Annotated in this window: 15 protein-coding genes, 2 tRNA genes, 3 rRNA genes and 1 pseudogene; 11 read left to right on the forward strand and 10 right to left on the reverse strand. The window is 49.1% G+C overall.

Going from position 1 to position 18,535, the window contains the following annotated elements:
* Positions 1-82: 82 nt before the first annotated feature.
* Genes trkA through def form a run of 4 tightly spaced genes read right to left on the reverse strand, consistent with a single transcriptional unit; the run spans position 83 to position 4,293 of the window.
* Entirely contained in the window at positions 83-1,459 is a 1,377-nt protein-coding gene (trkA, locus tag HV229_RS01975) for a Trk system potassium transporter TrkA (RefSeq protein ID WP_003031153.1), read from the reverse strand.
* Between the two features lie 21 nt (positions 1,460-1,480).
* Positions 1,481-2,770, reverse strand: a complete 1,290-nt coding sequence (gene rsmB / locus HV229_RS01980) for a 16S rRNA (cytosine(967)-C(5))-methyltransferase RsmB (RefSeq protein WP_181546802.1) — start codon at positions 2,768-2,770, stop codon at positions 1,481-1,483.
* 51 nt (positions 2,771-2,821) lie between these two features.
* A complete protein-coding gene (gene fmt, locus HV229_RS01985) occupies positions 2,822-3,769 on the reverse strand; it encodes a methionyl-tRNA formyltransferase (protein ID WP_016154740.1) in 948 nt (315 codons plus the stop codon).
* Between the two features lie 14 nt (positions 3,770-3,783).
* The gene (gene def / locus HV229_RS01990) at positions 3,784-4,293 is read right to left on the reverse strand and encodes a peptide deformylase (protein WP_003031159.1); all 510 of its coding nucleotides are present in this window, start codon (positions 4,291-4,293) and stop codon (positions 3,784-3,786) included.
* A gap of 129 nt (positions 4,294-4,422) precedes the next feature.
* Between def and dprA the strand changes: the two genes are divergently transcribed.
* The 6 genes from dprA to HV229_RS02020 are packed head-to-tail and all read left to right on the forward strand — an operon-like array spanning position 4,423 to position 8,215.
* Complete coding sequence (gene dprA / locus HV229_RS01995; protein WP_047358918.1) at positions 4,423-5,547, forward strand: DNA-protecting protein DprA; 1,125 nt, start codon at positions 4,423-4,425, stop codon at positions 5,545-5,547.
* Positions 5,519-5,992 (forward strand): DUF494 family protein Smg, encoded by a 474-nt coding sequence (smg, locus tag HV229_RS02000; RefSeq protein WP_003031162.1) that lies wholly within the window; start codon positions 5,519-5,521, stop codon positions 5,990-5,992. Before dprA ends, smg begins: the two co-directional genes overlap by 29 nt.
* A 26-nt stretch (positions 5,993-6,018) precedes the next feature.
* Complete coding sequence (locus tag HV229_RS02005) at positions 6,019-6,561, forward strand: type I DNA topoisomerase (protein ID WP_016154737.1); 543 nt, start codon at positions 6,019-6,021, stop codon at positions 6,559-6,561.
* 4 nt (positions 6,562-6,565) lie between these two features.
* The gene (gene tsaC / locus HV229_RS02010; protein WP_047358919.1) at positions 6,566-7,138 is read left to right on the forward strand and encodes an L-threonylcarbamoyladenylate synthase type 1 TsaC; all 573 of its coding nucleotides are present in this window, start codon (positions 6,566-6,568) and stop codon (positions 7,136-7,138) included.
* Position 7,139: 1 nt separating this feature from the next.
* Positions 7,140-7,961, forward strand: a complete 822-nt coding sequence (aroE, locus tag HV229_RS02015) for a shikimate dehydrogenase (RefSeq protein WP_181546804.1) — start codon at positions 7,140-7,142, stop codon at positions 7,959-7,961.
* Positions 7,958-8,215 carry a DUF1488 domain-containing protein gene (locus tag HV229_RS02020; RefSeq protein WP_019078185.1) on the forward strand — a complete coding sequence of 86 codons (258 nt, stop codon included), beginning with the start codon at positions 7,958-7,960 and terminating at the stop codon, positions 8,213-8,215. Before aroE ends, HV229_RS02020 begins: the two co-directional genes overlap by 4 nt.
* On the opposite strand, the gene HV229_RS02025 is transcribed toward HV229_RS02020, so the two are convergent.
* Entirely contained in the window at positions 8,191-8,745 is a 555-nt protein-coding gene (locus HV229_RS02025) for a gamma carbonic anhydrase family protein (RefSeq protein ID WP_016154733.1), read from the reverse strand. The genes HV229_RS02020 and HV229_RS02025 overlap by 25 nt on opposite strands.
* Before the next feature lie 469 nt (positions 8,746-9,214).
* On the opposite strand from HV229_RS02025, the gene HV229_RS02030 reads away from it, so the two are divergent.
* From HV229_RS02030 to rrf, 5 genes are all read left to right on the forward strand, one after another.
* Positions 9,215-10,756, forward strand: a 16S ribosomal RNA gene (locus HV229_RS02030).
* A gap of 71 nt (positions 10,757-10,827) precedes the next feature.
* Positions 10,828-10,904 (forward strand) — tRNA-Ile (locus tag HV229_RS02035).
* A gap of 108 nt (positions 10,905-11,012) precedes the next feature.
* Positions 11,013-11,088: transfer RNA gene (locus HV229_RS02040), tRNA-Ala, on the forward strand.
* A 208-nt stretch (positions 11,089-11,296) separates the two neighbouring features.
* Positions 11,297-14,203, forward strand: a 23S ribosomal RNA gene (locus HV229_RS02045).
* Between the two features lie 96 nt (positions 14,204-14,299).
* Positions 14,300-14,415, forward strand: a 5S ribosomal RNA gene (gene rrf, locus HV229_RS02050).
* The 16S, 23S and 5S rRNA genes sit together here with 2 tRNA genes alongside, the layout of an rRNA operon.
* A 165-nt stretch (positions 14,416-14,580) precedes the next feature.
* On the opposite strand, the pseudogene HV229_RS26195 reads toward rrf, so the two are convergent.
* The 5 genes and pseudogenes from HV229_RS26195 to HV229_RS02070 form a co-directional block, all read right to left on the reverse strand.
* Positions 14,581-14,676 (reverse strand): annotated as a pseudogene (locus tag HV229_RS26195) (GNAT family N-acetyltransferase); the annotation flags it as partial.
* A 595-nt stretch (positions 14,677-15,271) separates the two neighbouring features.
* A complete protein-coding gene (locus HV229_RS02055) occupies positions 15,272-15,919 on the reverse strand; it encodes a hypothetical protein (RefSeq protein WP_158083363.1) in 648 nt (215 codons plus the stop codon).
* Positions 15,906-17,549, reverse strand: a complete 1,644-nt coding sequence (locus HV229_RS02060; protein ID WP_158083364.1) for a hypothetical protein — start codon at positions 17,547-17,549, stop codon at positions 15,906-15,908. The genes HV229_RS02055 and HV229_RS02060 overlap by 14 nt, the downstream gene beginning before the upstream one ends.
* Positions 17,550-17,562: 13 nt before the next feature.
* Complete coding sequence (tadF, locus tag HV229_RS02065) at positions 17,563-18,087, reverse strand: tight adherence pilus pseudopilin TadF (RefSeq protein WP_181546806.1); 525 nt, start codon at positions 18,085-18,087, stop codon at positions 17,563-17,565.
* Positions 18,071-18,535, reverse strand: coding sequence for a hypothetical protein (locus tag HV229_RS02070; RefSeq protein ID WP_131351696.1), 465 nt, complete (start codon positions 18,533-18,535; stop codon positions 18,071-18,073). The genes tadF and HV229_RS02070 overlap by 17 nt, the downstream gene beginning before the upstream one ends.

Here is an 18,535-nt window from a genome sequence, read left to right on the forward strand (position 1 = left end):
TTATGTATTACCTAAATAGAAATTTATTAAACCATGAAAAATAAAGGGAAATAATTTAGGCGCAGTTTCAGCGCCCAAATTATTACAGGAAGAACGGACTTGGCTGGAATAGTCGCTCGACGTCGGTAATAAACTTTTTATCTGTCAGGAACATAATTACGTGATCGCCCTGTTCAATACGCAGGTTATCATTGGCAATCATCACATCGTTACCACGCACAACGGCGCCAATAATGGTTCCTGGTGGAAGTTTAATTTCATCAATTGAGCGACCCACAACCCGTGACGTCGTTTCATCACCGTGTGCAACGGCTTCAATGGCTTCCGCGACGCCACGGCGCAGTGAAGATACACCAACAATATCCGCTTTACGCACATGACTGAGCAGCGCAGAGATGGTTGCCTGCTGCGGTGAAATCGCAATATCGATCACGCTGCCTTGCACCAGATCGACGTATGCTCTGCGTTGGATCAACACCATCACTTTCTTGGCGCCCATCCGTTTGGCAAGCATCGCCGACATGATATTCGCTTCATCATCGTTGGTTACCGCAATGAACAGATCAACCTGATCGATATGTTCTTCCGCCAGCAGCTCTTGATCCGAGGCATCACCAAAAAAGACGATCGTATTTTGCAGTTTCTCTGCAAGCTCGGATGCGCGCTGTTGATTACGTTCAATCAGTTTGACGCTGTAATCTTTTTCTAGTCGCCGTGCCAGCCCGGCGCCAATATTACCACCGCCCACTAACATAATGCGTTTGTAAGGCTTTTCCAGACGCTGTAATTCGCTCATTACGGCGCGAATATGCTGCGAGGCCGCGATGAAGAAAACTTCATCGCCCGCTTCAACAATGGTAGAACCTTGCGGACGGATCGGTCGGTCATGACGGAAAATCGCCGCAACGCGGGTATCGATGTGCGGCATATGCTCACGCATTGTCGACAGCGCATTACCAATCAGCGGCCCACCGTAATAGGCTTTCACCACGGCCAGGCTGACTTTTCCTTCGGCAAAATTCACTACCTGCAATGCGCCCGGATATTCAATCAGGCGATAAATGCTATCGATAACCAGTTGCTCAGGCGCAATCAGGTGATCGATAGGCACCGCATCAGATTGAAATAGCTTGTCCGCATCACGAACGTAATCCGGTGAACGAATACGAGCGATACGATTAGGCGTGTTAAACAGTGAATAAGCTACCTGGCAGGCAACCATATTTGTTTCATCTGAGCTGGTTACGGCAACCAGCATATCGGCATCGTCAGCACCAGCTTCACGTAGAACGCGGGGATGCGAACCATGCCCTTGCACGACACGGAGATCAAACTTGTCCTGCAGGCTACGCAGGCGCTCACCATTGGTATCGACTACCGTGATATCGTTGTTCTCTCCGACCAGGTTTTCAGCCAGCGTACCGCCAACTTGCCCTGCGCCCAGAATGATAATTTTCATCAGTCGCGACCCGTTATCTCATCACTTTTTGATTAGCTTAGCGTAAAAGAAGCCATCACCATCTTCCGCACTCGGTAAATTCTGACGTCCAGGTTTTTCCGGCGTACCAGTGACGCTTAATACAGCATCTGGCGTACGCGCAAGGAAGGCGGCAATTTGCTGTTGGTTTTCTTCTGGCAGGATAGAGCAGGTTGCATAAACCAGCGTGCCGCCAGGTTTAAGATGTGGCCAGGTTGCATTCAGGATTTCAGCCTGCAACTGGGCAAGTTCAGCAATATCCCGGTCGCGACGCAGCCATTTGATATCCGGATGGCGACGGATCACTCCGGTGGCAGAACACGGAGCGTCCAGCAAAATACGGTCAAACTGTTGTTCACCGCACCACTGCTGTGGATAGCGGCCATCACCCTGTTTTACGATTGCCTTCATACCCAGACGTTTTAGATTGTCGAAAACGCGCGATAAGCGTTTTTCATCAACATCGACAGCCATTACGTTAGCGTGCGGAGCAACTTCCAGAATGTGAGTGGTTTTGCCCCCCGGCGCACAGCATAGGTCGAGGATCTGTTCACCGTCCTCCGGCAACAGATAGTTTATGCATCCTTGAGCGGAAGCATCCTGGACGGTTACCCAGCCTTCATCAAAACCAGGGAGGGCGTGCACAGGAGCTGGCGTTTCCAGACGCACTGCATCCGGGTAATCTGGATGCGGGAAACCGGTTAATCCCGCTTCGGTCAGCAGGTCCAGCCAGGCATCGCGCGTATGATGGTTACGATTGACACGTAACCACATCGGCGGTCGCTGGTTATTGGCTTCAAGAATGGCTTCCCACTGCTGCGGATAAGCGGTCTTAATACGTTTCACCAGCCAGGAGGGGTGTAAGAAACGTAAATCGCTTTGAGAGAATTCAGCCAGTAGCTCTTCTTGACGGCGCTGAAACTGGCGCAGCACGCCGTTGATCAGCCCTTTAAGCTGCGGACGCTTAATAACGACTGCACCTTCTACGGTCTCTGCCAAAGCAGCATGCGGTGGAATACGAGTATGCAGCAGTTGGTAGAAGCCCACCATGATCAGATAGTGAACAGTGCGCTGTTTGCCCGTCATTGGACGTTCCATCAACTGCTGGATCATCCACTCCAGTTGGGAGAGTGTACGCAACACGCCGAAGCAAAGCTCCTGCAACAGTGCTTTGTCTTTATCGGCAACTTTTTGCTGCATGGCGGGCAGCACGTTGCTTAATGATTGTCCCTTTTCGACAACCTGTTCGACGGCCTGGGCCGCCATACTGCGTAAATTAAGATGTTTTTTCATAAGCGCAAAAATAAAAATGCCCGGAGATACCGGGCTTAAAGAGATGAACCGTCATACCAGACGGTTACCGGGTACAAACCATTCCCGGCGCGAATTAAGCAGATCCTGCGCGCTCATGGCTTTTTTACCGGCAGGTTGCAAAGAGACGAGATTCAGGATGCCGTCGCCCGTTGCGACCTGGATACCCTGTTTTGTCGCCTCAAGAATAGTGCCTGGTGCGGCCTGTGTGTTCGCTGTAATAACCGTAGCTTGCCAGACTTTCACTGGCTGGCCGTCGATTTCAAGCCAACTCATTGGCCACGGGTTAAAGGCGCGGATGCAGCGTTCCAACTGAGCGGCTGAAAGCGACCAGTCGATACGGGCCTCTTCTTTGCTGAGTTTTTCTGCATGCGTAACCAGTGATTCATCTTGTACAACGGGTTTTATGGTGCCAGTCGCCAGCTGTTTTAGCGTTTCAATCAGCCCCTGAGGTCCTAAATCTGCCAGCTTATCGTATAACGAACCGCTGGTATCTTCTGCAGTTATCGGGCAGGACAGCTTAAGCAGCATATCACCGGTGTCGAGGCCAACATCCATCTGCATGATGGTCACACCAGTTTCGGCGTCGCCTGCCCACAGTGAGCGCTGGATTGGGGCTGCGCCACGCCAGCGTGGAAGCAGGGAACCGTGAACGTTGATACAACCCAGACGCGGCATTTCCAGTACGGCTTTTGGCAGTATCAGGCCATATGCTACCACTACCATCACGTCTGCGCGTAAATCAGCAACCAGCTGCTGGTTTTCCTGAGGACGAAGAGAGACGGGTTGGAAAACCGGTATCCCTTTTTCTTCCGCCAGCACTTTTACCGGGCTGGGCATCAGCTTTTTACCGCGTCCCGCCGGGCGGTCCGGTTGGGTAAACACGCCAACGACGTTATGTCCAGAAGACAACAGCGCGTCGAGATGACGCGCTGCAAAGTCAGGTGTACCCGCAAAAATAATACGTAGTGAGTCTGACACGTTGATTCTTGTCCTTAAGCTCGGGCGTTCAGGCGGTCGAGTTTTTCAACTTTCTGACGAATGCGTTGTTGCTTCAACGGAGACAGATAATCGATAAACAGTTTACCGACCAGGTGATCCATTTCATGTTGAATGCAGATAGCCAGCAGGCCATCGGCTTCCAGTTCAAAAGATTTGCCGTTGCGATCGAGCGCACGAATTTTTACTTTCTCTGCGCGCGGTACTAACGCACGCTGTTCGGGGATAGACAGGCAGCCTTCTTCAATACCTGTTTCGCCGTCTTTTTCCAGCAGCTCTGGGTTAATGAGTACCAACTGCTCGTCGCGATTTTCAGAGACATCAATAACAATGATGCGCTGATGAATATCGACCTGAGTTGCTGCCAGACCGATACCTTCTTCGGCGTACATCGTCTCGAACATATCATCAACGATACGCTGAATTTCTGCATTCACTTCTTCGACCGGTTTTGCGACTTTGCGAAGGCGCTCGTCCGGAATATGTAACACTTGCAAAACTGACATAGTTATCCAGAGTTGTGTTCAGGAGTTGAAAAGATTATTACCTCTATTCTAGACAAAACCCCCTCTGATTGACAGCATCAGTGACCAATCGCAAAGATTGTCAGGACTGCTTGTGGCAGGGGAACAGGGATGACCAAAATCGAAATTTGGCTACGTTTAGCACAAGTGAATGAACTGTATGGTGATGAGATGGTGCGCGTTGCCCACTGGCTCAATACTCAGCCATGTATTAACAACGTGGTACTTCATCATGCTGGGCTCTCCCCCCGCCAGGCTCGGCGCTTTTTAACCTTTCCAGATCAGACGCTGGAAAAAACGCTGCGCTGGCTTGAACAGCCCAATCACCATTTTGTGGTTGCCGACAGCGAGCATTATCCGGCACAGCTCCGTGCAATTGAGGATTATCCTGGGGTGCTTTTTGTGGCAGGAAATCCCATATGCCTTAGCTCGTTTCAGGTTGCCGTCGTCGGTAGCCGACAGCACTCCTGGTATGGCGAACGCTGGGGGCGGCTGTTTTGTGAAAAGCTTGCAGCATGCGGCGTGACGATCACCAGCGGCCTGGCCCGGGGGATTGATGGTGTGGCGCACAATGCTGCGATAAACCGAGAAGGCACGAGTATTGCGGTGCTGGGAAATGGGCTTGAGACCATTCATCCACGACAGCATGTCAGTCTGGCTAAACGACTGATTGAGGCTGGAGGCGCACTGGTGTCTGAGTTCCCATTAGATACGCTTCCTTTGCCGCGCAATTTTCCCCGACGAAATCGCATTATTAGTGGTCTAAGTAAAGGAGTTCTGGTTGTAGAAGCTGCTCAGCGTAGCGGGTCACTGGTCACTGCGCGTTGTGCACTGGAACAAGGGCGGGAGGTTTTTGCGTTGCCTGGACCGATTGGGAGTCCGGGAAGTGAAGGTCCACATTGGCTTATTCAGCAGGGAGCCACGCTTGTGACGGCTCCAGAAGAAATTCTGGAAAATTTGCAATATGGGTTGCAATGGTTGCCAGATGAACCTGAAAAATCAATTTATTCGCCAGATCACGAAGAGGTGGCATTGCCATTTCCGGAGCTCCTGGCTAACGTAGGAGATGAGGTAACACCTGTTGACGTCGTCGCTGAACGTGCCGGCCAACCTGTGCCAGAGGTAGTGGCTCAACTGCTCGAACTGGAGTTAGCAGGATGGATCGCAGCTGTACCCGGCGGCTATGTCCGATTGAGGAGGGCATGCCATGTTCGACGTACTAATGTATTTGTTTGAGACATATATCCATAACGAAGCTGAGCTGCGTGTGGATCAGGACAAACTGGAACGGGATCTTACCGACGCTGGTTTTGATCGTGAAGACATCTACAACGCGTTACTTTGGCTGGAAAAGCTTGCTGATTATCAGGATGGTCTTGCCGAACCTATGCAACTGGCATCCGATCCTCTTTCTATACGTATTTATACCGCAGAAGAGTGCGATCGACTGGATGCAAGCTGTAGAGGGTTCCTGCTATTCCTGGAACAGATTCAGGTGCTAAACCTCGAAACACGAGAAATGGTCATTGAGCGCGTACTCGCGCTGGATACGGCAGAGTTCGATCTGGAAGACCTGAAGTGGGTGATCCTGATGGTGCTTTTCAATATTCCAGGTTGTGAAAATGCCTATCAGCAAATGGAAGAATTACTCTTTGAAGTGAATGAAGGTATGCTGCATTAATCAATCTTCATTCAGTATGAGTTGTTATGGCTAAATCAGCACTGTTTACGGTGCGTAAAAACGAGCCCTGCCCACAATGCGGGGCTGAACTGGTTATTCGTTCCGGGAAACACGGTCCGTTTCTCGGTTGTTCACACTATCCAGAATGCGATTACATCCGTCCGTTGAAATCTTCCGCGGACGGACATATTGTCAAAGTTCTGGAGGGTAAGCTTTGTCCTGCATGTGGCGCCGAGCTGGTGCTGAGACAGGGAAGATTCGGGATGTTTATTGGATGCAGCGATTATCCAACGTGTGAACACACCGAACTTATCGACAAGCCAGATGAAACAGCAATAGTCTGTCCTCAATGCCAGACTGGCCACCTGGTCCAGCGGCGTTCCCGTTATGGCAAAACGTTTTACTCCTGCGATCGCTATCCGGAGTGCCAGTTTGTCATTAACTTCAAACCGTTAGCCGGAGAGTGTCCTGAGTGCCATTATCCGCTACTCATCGAAAAGAAAACCGCGCAGGGTGTGAAGCATTTCTGTGCCAGTAAACAATGTGGAAAGCCGTTCTCGGCGGAATAAAAAAGTGAATAATAACCTGCCCACAGGCCCTATTGCTGCTGCGATAGCGGTTCTGAAACAAGAAAAAGTCATCGCCTATCCAACAGAAGCTGTATTTGGTGTCGGCTGCGATCCCGACAGCGAAACGGCTGTTACCCGTCTGTTGGAGCTAAAACAACGCCCAGTCGATAAAGGCTTAATTTTGATTGCGGCTAATTTTGACCAGCTTAAGCCCTATATTGACGATAGCAGCCTTACTGATGCTCAACGTGAGGCTGTGTTCGCCCGCTGGCCTGGTCCTGTCACCTTCGTTTTCCCTGCGCCTGCGACTACGCCTCGTTGGTTGACCGGTCGTTTTGACTCGCTGGCCGTGCGAGTCACCGATCATCCGCTGGTGGTTGCATTGTGCCAAGCTTATGGCAAACCGTTAGTCTCCACCAGTGCTAATTTGAGTGGCTTACCGCCTTGCAGAACGGTAGAGGAAGTCCGCGCGCAGTTTGGTACAGACTTTCCCGTAGTTGAAGGGGAGACCGGAGGGCGTTTGAATCCTTCGGAGATCCGTGATGCTCTGACCGGTGAACAGTTTCGACAGGGGTAATATGAAAGAAGCCTATGCTGTTTTTGGTAATCCGATAGCGCACAGTAAATCGCCCTTTATTCATCAGCAATTTGCAGAGCAGTTGAAAATTGATCATTCCTATGGACGTGTACTGGCACCTATCAATGATTTTGTGAATACGCTGAATGCCTTTTTTGCTGAAGGCGGGAAGGGGGCAAATGTCACTGTGCCTTTTAAGGAAGAGGCGTTTGCGCGTGCCGATGAATTAACGGAGCGGGCATCGCTTGCTGGAGCGGTCAATACTCTTAAACGACTTGAGGATGGGCGTTTACAGGGAGATAACACGGATGGTATCGGCTTATTAAGCGATCTTGAACGTTTATCTTTCATTCGCCCCGGATCGCGAGTTCTGTTGATTGGTGCCGGTGGCGCATCCCGGGGGGTTTTATTACCTCTTCTTTCTCTGGATTGTGCGGTAACCATCGTTAACCGTACTGCTTCGCGCGCAGAAGAACTGGCACAAATCTTCTCCCATACCGGCAGCGTGCAGGCGGTGGGAATGGACGAGCTTGATAATTACAGTTTTGATTTAATTATTAATGCGACATCTAGCGGAATTAGCGGTGAGGTACCAGCCATTCCGACATCGCTTATTCACTCCTCTGTCTATTGCTATGACATGTTTTATCAGCAAGGGAATACACCGTTCCTTTCCTGGTGTGCTGAACATGGGGCGAAACAGTATGCCGATGGTCTGGGGATGCTGGTGGGACAAGCAGCGCACGCCGTTTTACTCTGGCATGGTGTATTGCCACAGATTGAGCCCGTCATCAAAAGCATGCAACAGGAAATGTCGGCATGAATCAGGCGATCCAGTTTCCCGATCGAGAAGAATGGCTGACGGATATTAGCGCCGTTGTTTTCCCTGCGTTGGTCCATGGTATGCAGTTAACATGCGCTATATCAGGGGAGACGTTGGCGTCCCGCTTTGGCGGCTGCACGCCTGAACAATGGCTGGAAATCTTTCAACAGCATCGCTGGGACCTGGAAGAAGAGGCCGAAGCATTGATCCAGGACCAGCAGGAAGACTCTCAGGGTTGGGTTTGGTTACTCTGATTTAAATACTCATCTTTCCATTTAACGTAGTTGTTAGCAGAGTATTTTAAGCCTGCTTTCTCTTCGTCACTTAATGGCCGGATCTGTTTAACCGGGCTACCCAGGTACAGATATCCACTCTCCAGGCGTTTGTTTTGCGGCACCAGGCTTCCTGCCCCAATCATAACGTCGTCTTCTACCACTACGCCGTCCAATAAAATTGATCCCATACCGACCAATACGCGGTTGCCAACGATGCAGCCGTGTAGCATGACTTTATGACCGACCGTCACATCCTCACCCACGATCAATGGATTACCTTGCGGATTAGATGTGGATTTATGTGTGACATGGAGAACGCTGCCGTCCTGAATGTTTGTACGGGCGCCGATTTGTACATAGTTGACGTCGCCACGAATCGCAACCAACGGCCAAATCCCGACGTCATCAGCCAAACGAGTATCACCAATGACGACGCTACTGGTGTCGATCATCACGCGTTTTCCGATCTGTGGGAAAAGATCCTTATAAGGACGTAATACATCAGACATGTTTACCTCAACAAAAATAGAGCAGTAATGAAGACTTTGGTTGGATTATCGAGACTGTGCAAGTGATTTAGCTATCAAAAATCAGCCAAATTGTGCAGGAATATAGCGAAAGGGGTGAAAAACAAGCACTCAGCAAAAAAGATCCAAAAAATACTTGTGCTAAAAAATGGGATCCCTATAATGCGCCTCCATCGACACGGCGGATGTGAATCACTTCACGCAAACAGCCGGTTCGGTTGAAGAGAAAAACCTGAAAATGAGGGTTGACTCTGAAAGAGGAAAGCGTAATATACGCCACCTCGCGACAGAGCGCTAAAGCGCGTCGCAACTGCTCTTTAACAATTTATCAGACAATCTGTGTGGGCACTCGAAGATACGGATTCTTAACGTCGCAAGACGAAAAATGAATACCAAGTCTCTGAGTGAACACGTAATTCATTACGAAGTTTAATTCACGAGCATCAAACTTAAATTGAAGAGTTTGATCATGGCTCAGATTGAACGCTGGCGGCAGGCCTAACACATGCAAGTCGAACGGTAGCACAGAGGAGCTTGCTCCTTGGGTGACGAGTGGCGGACGGGTGAGTAATGTCTGGGAAACTGCCCGATGGAGGGGGATAACTACTGGAAACGGTAGCTAATACCGCATAACGTCGCAAGACCAAAGAGGGGGACCTTCGGGCCTCTTGCCATCGGATGTGCCCAGATGGGATTAGCTAGTAGGTGGGGTAACGGCTCACCTAGGCGACGATCCCTAGCTGGTCTGAGAGGATGACCAGCCACACTGGAACTGAGACACGGTCCAGACTCCTACGGGAGGCAGCAGTGGGGAATATTGCACAATGGGCGCAAGCCTGATGCAGCCATGCCGCGTGTATGAAGAAGGCCTTCGGGTTGTAAAGTACTTTCAGCGAGGAGGAAGGTGTTGTGGTTAATAACCGCAGCAATTGACGTTACTCGCAGAAGAAGCACCGGCTAACTCCGTGCCAGCAGCCGCGGTAATACGGAGGGTGCAAGCGTTAATCGGAATTACTGGGCGTAAAGCGCACGCAGGCGGTCTGTCAAGTCGGATGTGAAATCCCCGGGCTCAACCTGGGAACTGCATCCGAAACTGGCAGGCTAGAGTCTTGTAGAGGGGGGTAGAATTCCAGGTGTAGCGGTGAAATGCGTAGAGATCTGGAGGAATACCGGTGGCGAAGGCGGCCCCCTGGACAAAGACTGACGCTCAGGTGCGAAAGCGTGGGGAGCAAACAGGATTAGATACCCTGGTAGTCCACGCCGTAAACGATGTCGACTTGGAGGTTGTGCCCTTGAGGCGTGGCTTCCGGAGCTAACGCGTTAAGTCGACCGCCTGGGGAGTACGGCCGCAAGGTTAAAACTCAAATGAATTGACGGGGGCCCGCACAAGCGGTGGAGCATGTGGTTTAATTCGATGCAACGCGAAGAACCTTACCTACTCTTGACATCCAGAGAACTTAGCAGAGATGCTTTGGTGCCTTCGGGAACTCTGAGACAGGTGCTGCATGGCTGTCGTCAGCTCGTGTTGTGAAATGTTGGGTTAAGTCCCGCAACGAGCGCAACCCTTATCCTTTGTTGCCAGCGGTTCGGCCGGGAACTCAAAGGAGACTGCCAGTGATAAACTGGAGGAAGGTGGGGATGACGTCAAGTCATCATGGCCCTTACGAGTAGGGCTACACACGTGCTACAATGGCATATACAAAGAGAAGCGACCTCGCGAGAGCAAGCGGACCTCATAAAGTATGTCGTAGTCCGGATTGGAGTCTGCAACTCGACTCCATGAAGTCGGAATCGCTAGTAATCGTGGATCAGAATGCCACGGTGAATACGTTCCCGGGCCTTGTACACACCGCCCGTCACACCATGGGAGTGGGTTGCAAAAGAAGTAGGTAGCTTAACCTTCGGGAGGGCGCTTACCACTTTGTGATTCATGACTGGGGTGAAGTCGTAACAAGGTAACCGTAGGGGAACCTGCGGTTGGATCACCTCCTTACCTTAAAGAAACGTTCTTTGTAGTGCTCACACAGATTGTCTGATGAAAATTAGCAGTAAGAAAATCTCTGCAGGCTTGTAGCTCAGGTGGTTAGAGCGCACCCCTGATAAGGGTGAGGTCGGTGGTTCAAGTCCACTCAGGCCTACCAAATTTCTGCTGATGCTGCGTTGCGGTGACGTTCACATACTTCAGTATGCTTCGCGTCACCACGCCTTGCCTCAACAGAAATTAAGGTTAAACGAGATTTAACTACGATGGGGCTATAGCTCAGCTGGGAGAGCGCCTGCTTTGCACGCAGGAGGTCTGCGGTTCGATCCCGCATAGCTCCACCATCCTTTACTGCAAAAAAACAAGAAAACTTCAGAGTGTACCTGAAAAGGTTCACTGCGAAGTTTTGCTCTTTAAAAATCTGGATCAAGCTGAAAATTGAAACGACACACTGTTTCATTTCTCCGTAAACAAGAAATGAAAAGCGGTGTGTCCGAGTCTCTCAAATTTTCGCAACACTGAAGTGTTTTACGAAACATCTTCGGGTTGTGAGGTTAAGCGACTAAGCGTACACGGTGGATGCCCTGGCAGTCAGAGGCGATGAAGGACGTGCTAATCTGCGATAAGCGTCGGTAAGGTGATATGAACCGTTATAACCGGCGATTTCCGAATGGGGAAACCCAGTGTGATTCGTCACACTATCATTACGTGAATACATAGCGTAATGAAGCGAACCGGGGGAACTGAAACATCTAAGTACCCCGAGGAAAAGAAATCAACCGAGATTCCCCCAGTAGCGGCGAGCGAACGGGGAGCAGCCCAGAGTCTGAATCAGCATGTGTGGTAGTGGAACGGTCTGGAAAGTCCGACGGTACAGGGTGATAGTCCCGTACACAAAAGTGCATGTGTTGTGAACTCGAAGAGTAGGGCGGGACACGTGGTATCCTGTCTGAATATGGGGGGACCATCCTCCAAGGCTAAATACTCCTGACTGACCGATAGTGAACCAGTACCGTGAGGGAAAGGCGAAAAGAACCCCGGCGAGGGGAGTGAAAAAGAACCTGAAACCGTGTACGTACAAGCAGTGGGAGCCTCTTTATGGGGTGACTGCGTACCTTTTGTATAATGGGTCAGCGACTTATATTCTGTAGCAAGGTTAACCGAATAGGGGAGCCGAAGGGAAACCGAGTCTTAACTGGGCGTTAAGTTGCAGGGTATAGACCCGAAACCCGGTGATCTAGCCATGGGCAGGTTGAAGGTTGGGTAACACTAACTGGAGGACCGAACCGACTAATGTTGAAAAATTAGCGGATGACTTGTGGCTGGGGGTGAAAGGCCAATCAAACCGGGAGATAGCTGGTTCTCCCCGAAAGCTATTTAGGTAGCGCCTCGTGAACTCATCTTCGGGGGTAGAGCACTGTTTCGGCTAGGGGGTCATCCCGACTTACCAACCCGATGCAAACTGCGAATACCGAAGAATGTTATCACGGGAGACACACGGCGGGTGCTAACGTCCGTCGTGAAGAGGGAAACAACCCAGACCGCCAGCTAAGGTCCCAAAGTCATGGTTAAGTGGGAAACGATGTGGGAAGGCACAGACAGCCAGGATGTTGGCTTAGAAGCAGCCATCATTTAAAGAAAGCGTAATAGCTCACTGGTCGAGTCGGCCTGCGCGGAAGATGTAACGGGGCTAAACCATGCACCGAAGCTGCGGCAGCGACACTATGTGTTGTTGGGTAGGGGAGCGTTCTGTAAGCCGTTGAAGGTGTGCTGTGAGGCATGCTGGAGGTATCAGAAGTGCGAATGCTGACATAAGTAACGATAATGCGGGTGAAAAACCCGCACGCCGGAAGACCAAGGGTTCCTGTCCAACGTTAATCGGGGCAGGGTGAGTCGACCCCTAAGGCGAGGCCGAAAGGCGTAGTCGATGGGAAACAGGTTAATATTCCTGTACTTGGTGTTACTGCGAGGGGGGGACGGAGAAGGCTATGTTAGCCGGGCGACGGTTGTCCCGGTTTAAGCATGTAGGCGGAGATTCCAGGTAAATCCGGAGTCTTGTTAACGCTGAGGTGTGATGACGAGGCACTACGGTGCTGAAGTAACAAATGCCCTGCTTCCAGGAAAAGCCTCTAAGCATCAGGTAACACGAAATCGTACCCCAAACCGACACAGGTGGTCAGGTAGAGAATACCAAGGCGCTTGAGAGAACTCGGGTGAAGGAACTAGGCAAAATGGTGCCGTAACTTCGGGAGAAGGCACGCTGATATGTAGGTGAAGTGATTTACTCATGGAGCTGAAATCAGTCGAAGATACCAGCTGGCTGCAACTGTTTATTAAAAACACAGCACTGTGCAAACACGAAAGTGGACGTATACGGTGTGACGCCTGCCCGGTGCCGGAAGGTTAATTGATGGGGTTATCCGTAAGGAGAAGCTCTTGATCGAAGCCCCGGTAAACGGCGGCCGTAACTATAACGGTCCTAAGGTAGCGAAATTCCTTGTCGGGTAAGTTCCGACCTGCACGAATGGCGTAATGATGGCCAGGCTGTCTCCACCCGAGACTCAGTGAAATTGAACTCGCTGTGAAGATGCAGTGTACCCGCGGCAAGACGGAAAGACCCCGTGAACCTTTACTATAGCTTGACACTGAACACTGGTCCTTGATGTGTAGGATAGGTGGGAGGCTTTGAAGTGTGGACGCCAGTCTGCATGGAGCCAACCTTGAAATACCACCCTTTAATGGCTGGTGTTCTAACGTAGACCCGTGATCCGGGTTGCGGACAGTGTCTGGTGGGTAGTTTGACTGGGGCGGTCTCCTCCTAAAGAGTAACGGAGGAGCACGAAGGTTAGCTAATCCTGGTCGGACATCAGGAGGTTAGTGCAAAGGCATAAGCTAGCTTGACTGCGAGAGTGACGGCTCGAGCAGGTGCGAAAGCAGGTCTTAGTGATCCGGTGGTTCTGAATGGAAGGGCCATCGCTCAACGGATAAAAGGTACTCCGGGGATAACAGGCTGATACCGCCCAAGAGTTCATATCGACGGCGGTGTTTGGCACCTCGATGTCGGCTCATCACATCCTGGGGCTGAAGTAGGTCCCAAGGGTATGGCTGTTCGCCATTTAAAGTGGTACGCGAGCTGGGTTTAGAACGTCGTGAGACAGTTCGGTCCCTATCTGCCGTGGGCGCTGGAGAATTGAGGGGGGCTGCTCCTAGTACGAGAGGACCGGAGTGGACGCATCACTGGTGTTCGGGTTGTCATGCCAATGGCATTGCCCGGTAGCTAAATGCGGAAGAGATAAGTGCTGAAAGCATCTAAGCACGAAACTTGCCCCGAGATGAGTTCTCCCTGACCCTTTAAGGGTCCTGAAGGAACGTTGAAGACGACGACGTTGATAGGTCGGGTGTGTAAGCGTAGCGATACGTTGAGCTAACCGATACTAATGAACCGTGAGGCTTAACCTTACAACGCCGAAGATGTTTTGGCGGATGAGACATCGAAATTCAGCTTGATTACAGATTACATCGACATGCGAAAAGTGTGTTGATAGACAGAATTTGCCTGGCGGCTGTAGCGCGGTGGTCCCACCTGACCCCATGCCGAACTCAGAAGTGAAACGCCGTAGCGCCGATGGTAGTGTGGGGTCTCCCCATGCGAGAGTAGGGAACTGCCAGGCATCAAACAAGTGAAGAAGCCCATCCTGCCGGATGGGCTTTTTTGCGTCTGCAGGGAATGAAGACTGCCGATGCAGCGTACCGTTTTATCCAGCCCATACTGTTGTAACCGGTGTGTTGGCCTGAGAAGCGCAGCACACCAGGCTCTCCCGGCAGCACATTGCCTGCTATCCGTGCACGGGGTTGAGTAACAGGTACTGTCGCTCGAGATCGTCCACTTCTGTACGTCCCGTCACGTTAAACCCCATCTTCTTATAGAAGCCAGATGTCAGCTTGTTAAAAGGCACGACTAATCTTACGTATGGATTTTGTGAGGGGTAGAGCAGTAAAGATATTGAGAGATGATCGGTTGGAAAGTATCAGAAACTATAAAAGCAAAAACCCGCCTCTAGGGCGGGTTCTTTAGAATAGTGGTGCCGGACTCGGAATCGAACCAAGGACACGGGGATTTTCAATCCCTTAAAAAAATACCAAACGATCTAGTAGAACTGACAGCCCTTTACTGGTTTACCTTAAGTAAAATGTTTCAGTTGGGCGCTACAAGCCTTAAATGAGGTTCAAATGAGGCGTTTCGGAGCTACCAGATATCTACCATTGAGCATGGATGGCTTATTACAGTGTAGCTTCGTAGGTCTGACATCTATGTTGAATTAGATGAAAGAACCTCATCCAGAGCAAGCAAAGTAATTACATCCCCAGCAATATCTGATCTGATTCCTGGCGATTCCGACCTCACCATTATAGTGATGGGCTGCCCCCAGAAGAATCAGAGAACAGATACCATTTTTACTGTAAACCGTGGCCAATACTACTTGACCACTACAGTTTTGTCAGACGATACTTGCATTAAGTATGAAGTTAAATACCTTTTTTCAGCAAATAAAGGTCAGCACGTCTGAAGCGTGGATTGCTCTCTAGACGCTCATCGGTTGCTCCCTTTTTGCCCAAGGGAATAAGAAAGGTATCAAAATTCTTTGCCACTACTTGATGAGCAAGGTACTGTGCTCGCCTTAAAGACAGCCAGTCATTAAAAGAATCTTCCCCTGTAGCATCCGTACTACCGACAATCAACAGTATATAATCCTCAGCCGAATATTGCGCAATGGCATTACGTATATTGCTGAGGTCTTGCCGGTTTCGATTCGCATGCGCGCTAGCAGGAGAAAAGTACACGCTGCCAATCAGCTGCGGACTCACTTTCAGCTGGTTTTGAAGGATTTCCATATAGTTACTTTGCTCGCCCGCAAGACGGGGCGAACAGAGTTTATCAAGATGATCCAAAAACAAACGTGTTTTCTTCGCTCGCGCAATAGCCTCCTGGGAAATGACGGTGCGCGTTGTACCATCATAATTCAAGGCGTCATTTTTTTTGTTTTTTATTAGAGAGTTGGAATGAGTCACACTGCGGTTTTCACAGTTAAAAGTCGTCATTCCCTCCATCGGCTTTGCAAAGGATATACCCGATATAAACGAGAAGCAGATGAAATAATATTTAACCATTGACATTACGGGTCGTCGACTCCTGGGAAAAATAATGTATAAAACGCGTTTCGATTTCTTTGTCGAAATCATCGACATAATTATCAAGAAAAATAAAGCCGGTATCGTTATTCCAGCTCGTGGCGCATTGCAAAGCCACATAGTTATCAGCAGCATCCGCATCCGGTGCCACCACCACGAGTTTACTTACCTTTCCTGAAGAGAAGGTATTCTTAATGGTTGTACAAGCTTCCTGAACGCCAGCTAAGGTTTCTGGATCGATGGAATCATCTTTCCCTGAGATAAACATAATCACCACATTGCGGGTAAGGCTTGAACTCCCCGAAAAAAAACTTCTTCCGGCCCAAAGCAACCCTTCCAGCGCCAACAGATCTTTCCCGGAATAGTCTATTGAGTTAAGCGCGGATTTAACGCTTTCCGGTGAGGACATATTGCTGCTAACCACAGTCGATGGGCAGGTATTCGTGTCGCCAAAATAATTATTTCTGGAGACAGAAAGTGCATAGTGAACCGTTGGCGATAACGTGATTTTCGACGCAGACTGAGAATAGTTCTCTTCGGGCATGGAAAAATCACCCTGATTTGCTACCTCATCTGTGTAATCTTCGAAATAGCGATAATTCTGGTAGCGCTTTGCATAGTGCTGCGCCAACGGCAGGAATTTTATATAGTTTTCACTTGCCTGGAGGTCTTCAACAACCTTGGTTTGTTTATCTACCTTTTCCTGAGCATTATCAATGCTAGCCTCAAGCTGCGGCAGGCTATTGGTAAGCGAAGTCAACTGGTTATTAACTGAATCAATTTGCTTTTGCAACTCAGCATACTCTTCGGTGCCCGGTTTATACTTAGCCTGTTCTTTCTTAAGATCGGCTAACTTTCTGTCCAGAGTAACGATAGAACTATTGGTACTGGAAAAGTTATTTTTTGCAGAGGTAAGTTGCGACTTATAGGATGTCAGAAGATCTTCCTCCCTAAAAGCGTTCTCCCACCAGACAAAACTAAAGTCGTCACCACGGTTAATTCCCGTATAACATCTACCGGCATTATTGACGCGATAAGAATAGGGAATAATATTGACCCTGGTATCCGCAGCATCACCCGTTAACCGTTTTATGGCATTATAAAGGGGCTGACTAACGCGGCTCATATTCGGTTTATTTTCAGGAGTACTTTCAACGGCCAGATGTATATTTAAAGGATGAAGGACCTTAACCGTATTATCCAGAGAAGTGATATTGAGATGTTTGCTTAAGTGCAGCGAATCATTCAATGTTTCAAAGGGGACAGTGGTGGTTTGCGAAGTGTTTGTTCTTGCTGAAATAATTTCCTGCAGCCGATCATTATCTTTCAACTCCTCCATATCCTCTACGGAAGCATACTTGAACTTCTGCGTATACTTAAAGGGGCTTGTACCCGATGCGCTGACAATCTCATTAAGCGCTGTCTGCGAACGACCATGATCGATCAGGGAAGTCCGAGCGACAGCGCTGGTAATATGGATATTTCTTAGTTTATCCAGGATAGAAAATGAAGTGTTTTCTACCCAGAATATTGAGATCATCACCATCATGCCACCAATAGCCCATAGCGGCATTAAGCTTCCCTTTTCAGAGAAAAAATGCGTTTGTAATTTCATTTATGATTCTCTATCAATGATGATGTCCAGGCATCACCGAACTGCTGCCAATAACGAGATCACCATCAGAATAAAACATATTACTTATTTTACGGCAGACGGTAACTCTATACATTCCGTTATTTTTGGCAAAAGAAGTTTGAACATTGAAGCTATAAGCCGATAGCTTTTTTTTCAAAGAACATTGTGTCCCGTCCTTTGAAGGAATATGGATTACCTGATAGGCATCTGTCTGATAGGCAACCTCTTCGATATAAAGATCGAAAAACTCTTTCGACGATTCCCCAAGAGCCTGAATATGATGCCTTAAAAGCTCAATATCTTTTGCCTGCAAATTTTTATTACTAAATAATGTGGATCGCTGCGCAACCAGACTGGCGACCTGGGCCGAAGTTTTTTCAGCACTATAACTTAATACCATCACGTAAGTTTGCTGCAGAGCGTAAATAAAAAGTCCGGAAAAAAACAAAAATACAAAGGCGGCCTCAACTGCGACACTGCCTTTTTCACAGTTAAGTCGTTCACCTATAGTAGTCATTAACAGCGATAGTCTCTCTTATCAGAACAACAGGAAGGCCAAATAACTCGCATATTTCATCACTGGATGCCAAGCGTTTGACCTCATAACTAAATTTGATTATTTTACTTTTTTCACTACATTTTTCGGCCGTTGTTTTTGAAATATCACTATAACACTCGACGGCAGATGGCTTATATTTCAATGAATTAAAATAGTTTCCTGTTCCCAGAGATTTTATCTGCTCGTCAAAATCAAAAGATAACTTGTCTGGTTCACTCTTAAGCAAGGCAAGATCGCTTCTTTCGGTGGCCAGGGATTCATTCAAGGCGATCATTGCCATATCATTTTGAAATTTCAATATCTCATAGGTAAACATGATAAACATAAAGATAATCAAAAAAACCATAGAGGTTTCTATTGATGCAACTCCTGACTCAGATTCGAAATCGTTTAAAAGCTGGGTCAT

The sequence above is a fragment of the Citrobacter sp. RHBSTW-00524 genome, assembly GCF_013747755.1.
Lineage (GTDB): Bacteria > Pseudomonadota > Gammaproteobacteria > Enterobacterales > Enterobacteriaceae > Citrobacter > Citrobacter braakii.

Excerpts from the sequence above, each read along its gene's own strand:
- def (WP_003031159.1), bottom strand. The coding sequence starts at position 4,293 with ATGTCAGTTTTGCAAGTGTTACATATTCCGGACGAGCGCCTTCGCAAA.
- tadF (WP_181546806.1), bottom strand. The coding sequence starts at position 18,087 with ATGACTACTATAGGTGAACGACTTAACTGTGAAAAAGGCAGTGTCGCA.
- HV229_RS02020 (WP_019078185.1), top strand. The coding sequence starts at position 7,958 with ATGAATCAGGCGATCCAGTTTCCCGATCGAGAAGAATGGCTGACGGAT.
- smg (WP_003031162.1), top strand. The coding sequence starts at position 5,519 with ATGTTCGACGTACTAATGTATTTGTTTGAGACATATATCCATAACGAA.
- HV229_RS02070 (WP_131351696.1), bottom strand. The coding sequence starts at position 18,535 with ATGACCCAGCTTTTAAACGATTTCGAATCTGAGTCAGGAGTTGCATCA.
- aroE (WP_181546804.1), top strand. The coding sequence starts at position 7,140 with ATGAAAGAAGCCTATGCTGTTTTTGGTAATCCGATAGCGCACAGTAAA.
- trkA (WP_003031153.1), bottom strand. The coding sequence starts at position 1,459 with ATGAAAATTATCATTCTGGGCGCAGGGCAAGTTGGCGGTACGCTGGCT.
- HV229_RS02005 (WP_016154737.1), top strand. The coding sequence starts at position 6,019 with ATGGCTAAATCAGCACTGTTTACGGTGCGTAAAAACGAGCCCTGCCCA.
- HV229_RS02060 (WP_158083364.1), bottom strand. The coding sequence starts at position 17,549 with ATGAAATTACAAACGCATTTTTTCTCTGAAAAGGGAAGCTTAATGCCG.
- HV229_RS02025 (WP_016154733.1), bottom strand. The coding sequence starts at position 8,745 with ATGTCTGATGTATTACGTCCTTATAAGGATCTTTTCCCACAGATCGGA.
- HV229_RS02055 (WP_158083363.1), bottom strand. The coding sequence starts at position 15,919 with ATGTCAATGGTTAAATATTATTTCATCTGCTTCTCGTTTATATCGGGT.
- dprA (WP_047358918.1), top strand. The coding sequence starts at position 4,423 with ATGACCAAAATCGAAATTTGGCTACGTTTAGCACAAGTGAATGAACTG.
- rsmB (WP_181546802.1), bottom strand. The coding sequence starts at position 2,770 with ATGAAAAAACATCTTAATTTACGCAGTATGGCGGCCCAGGCCGTCGAA.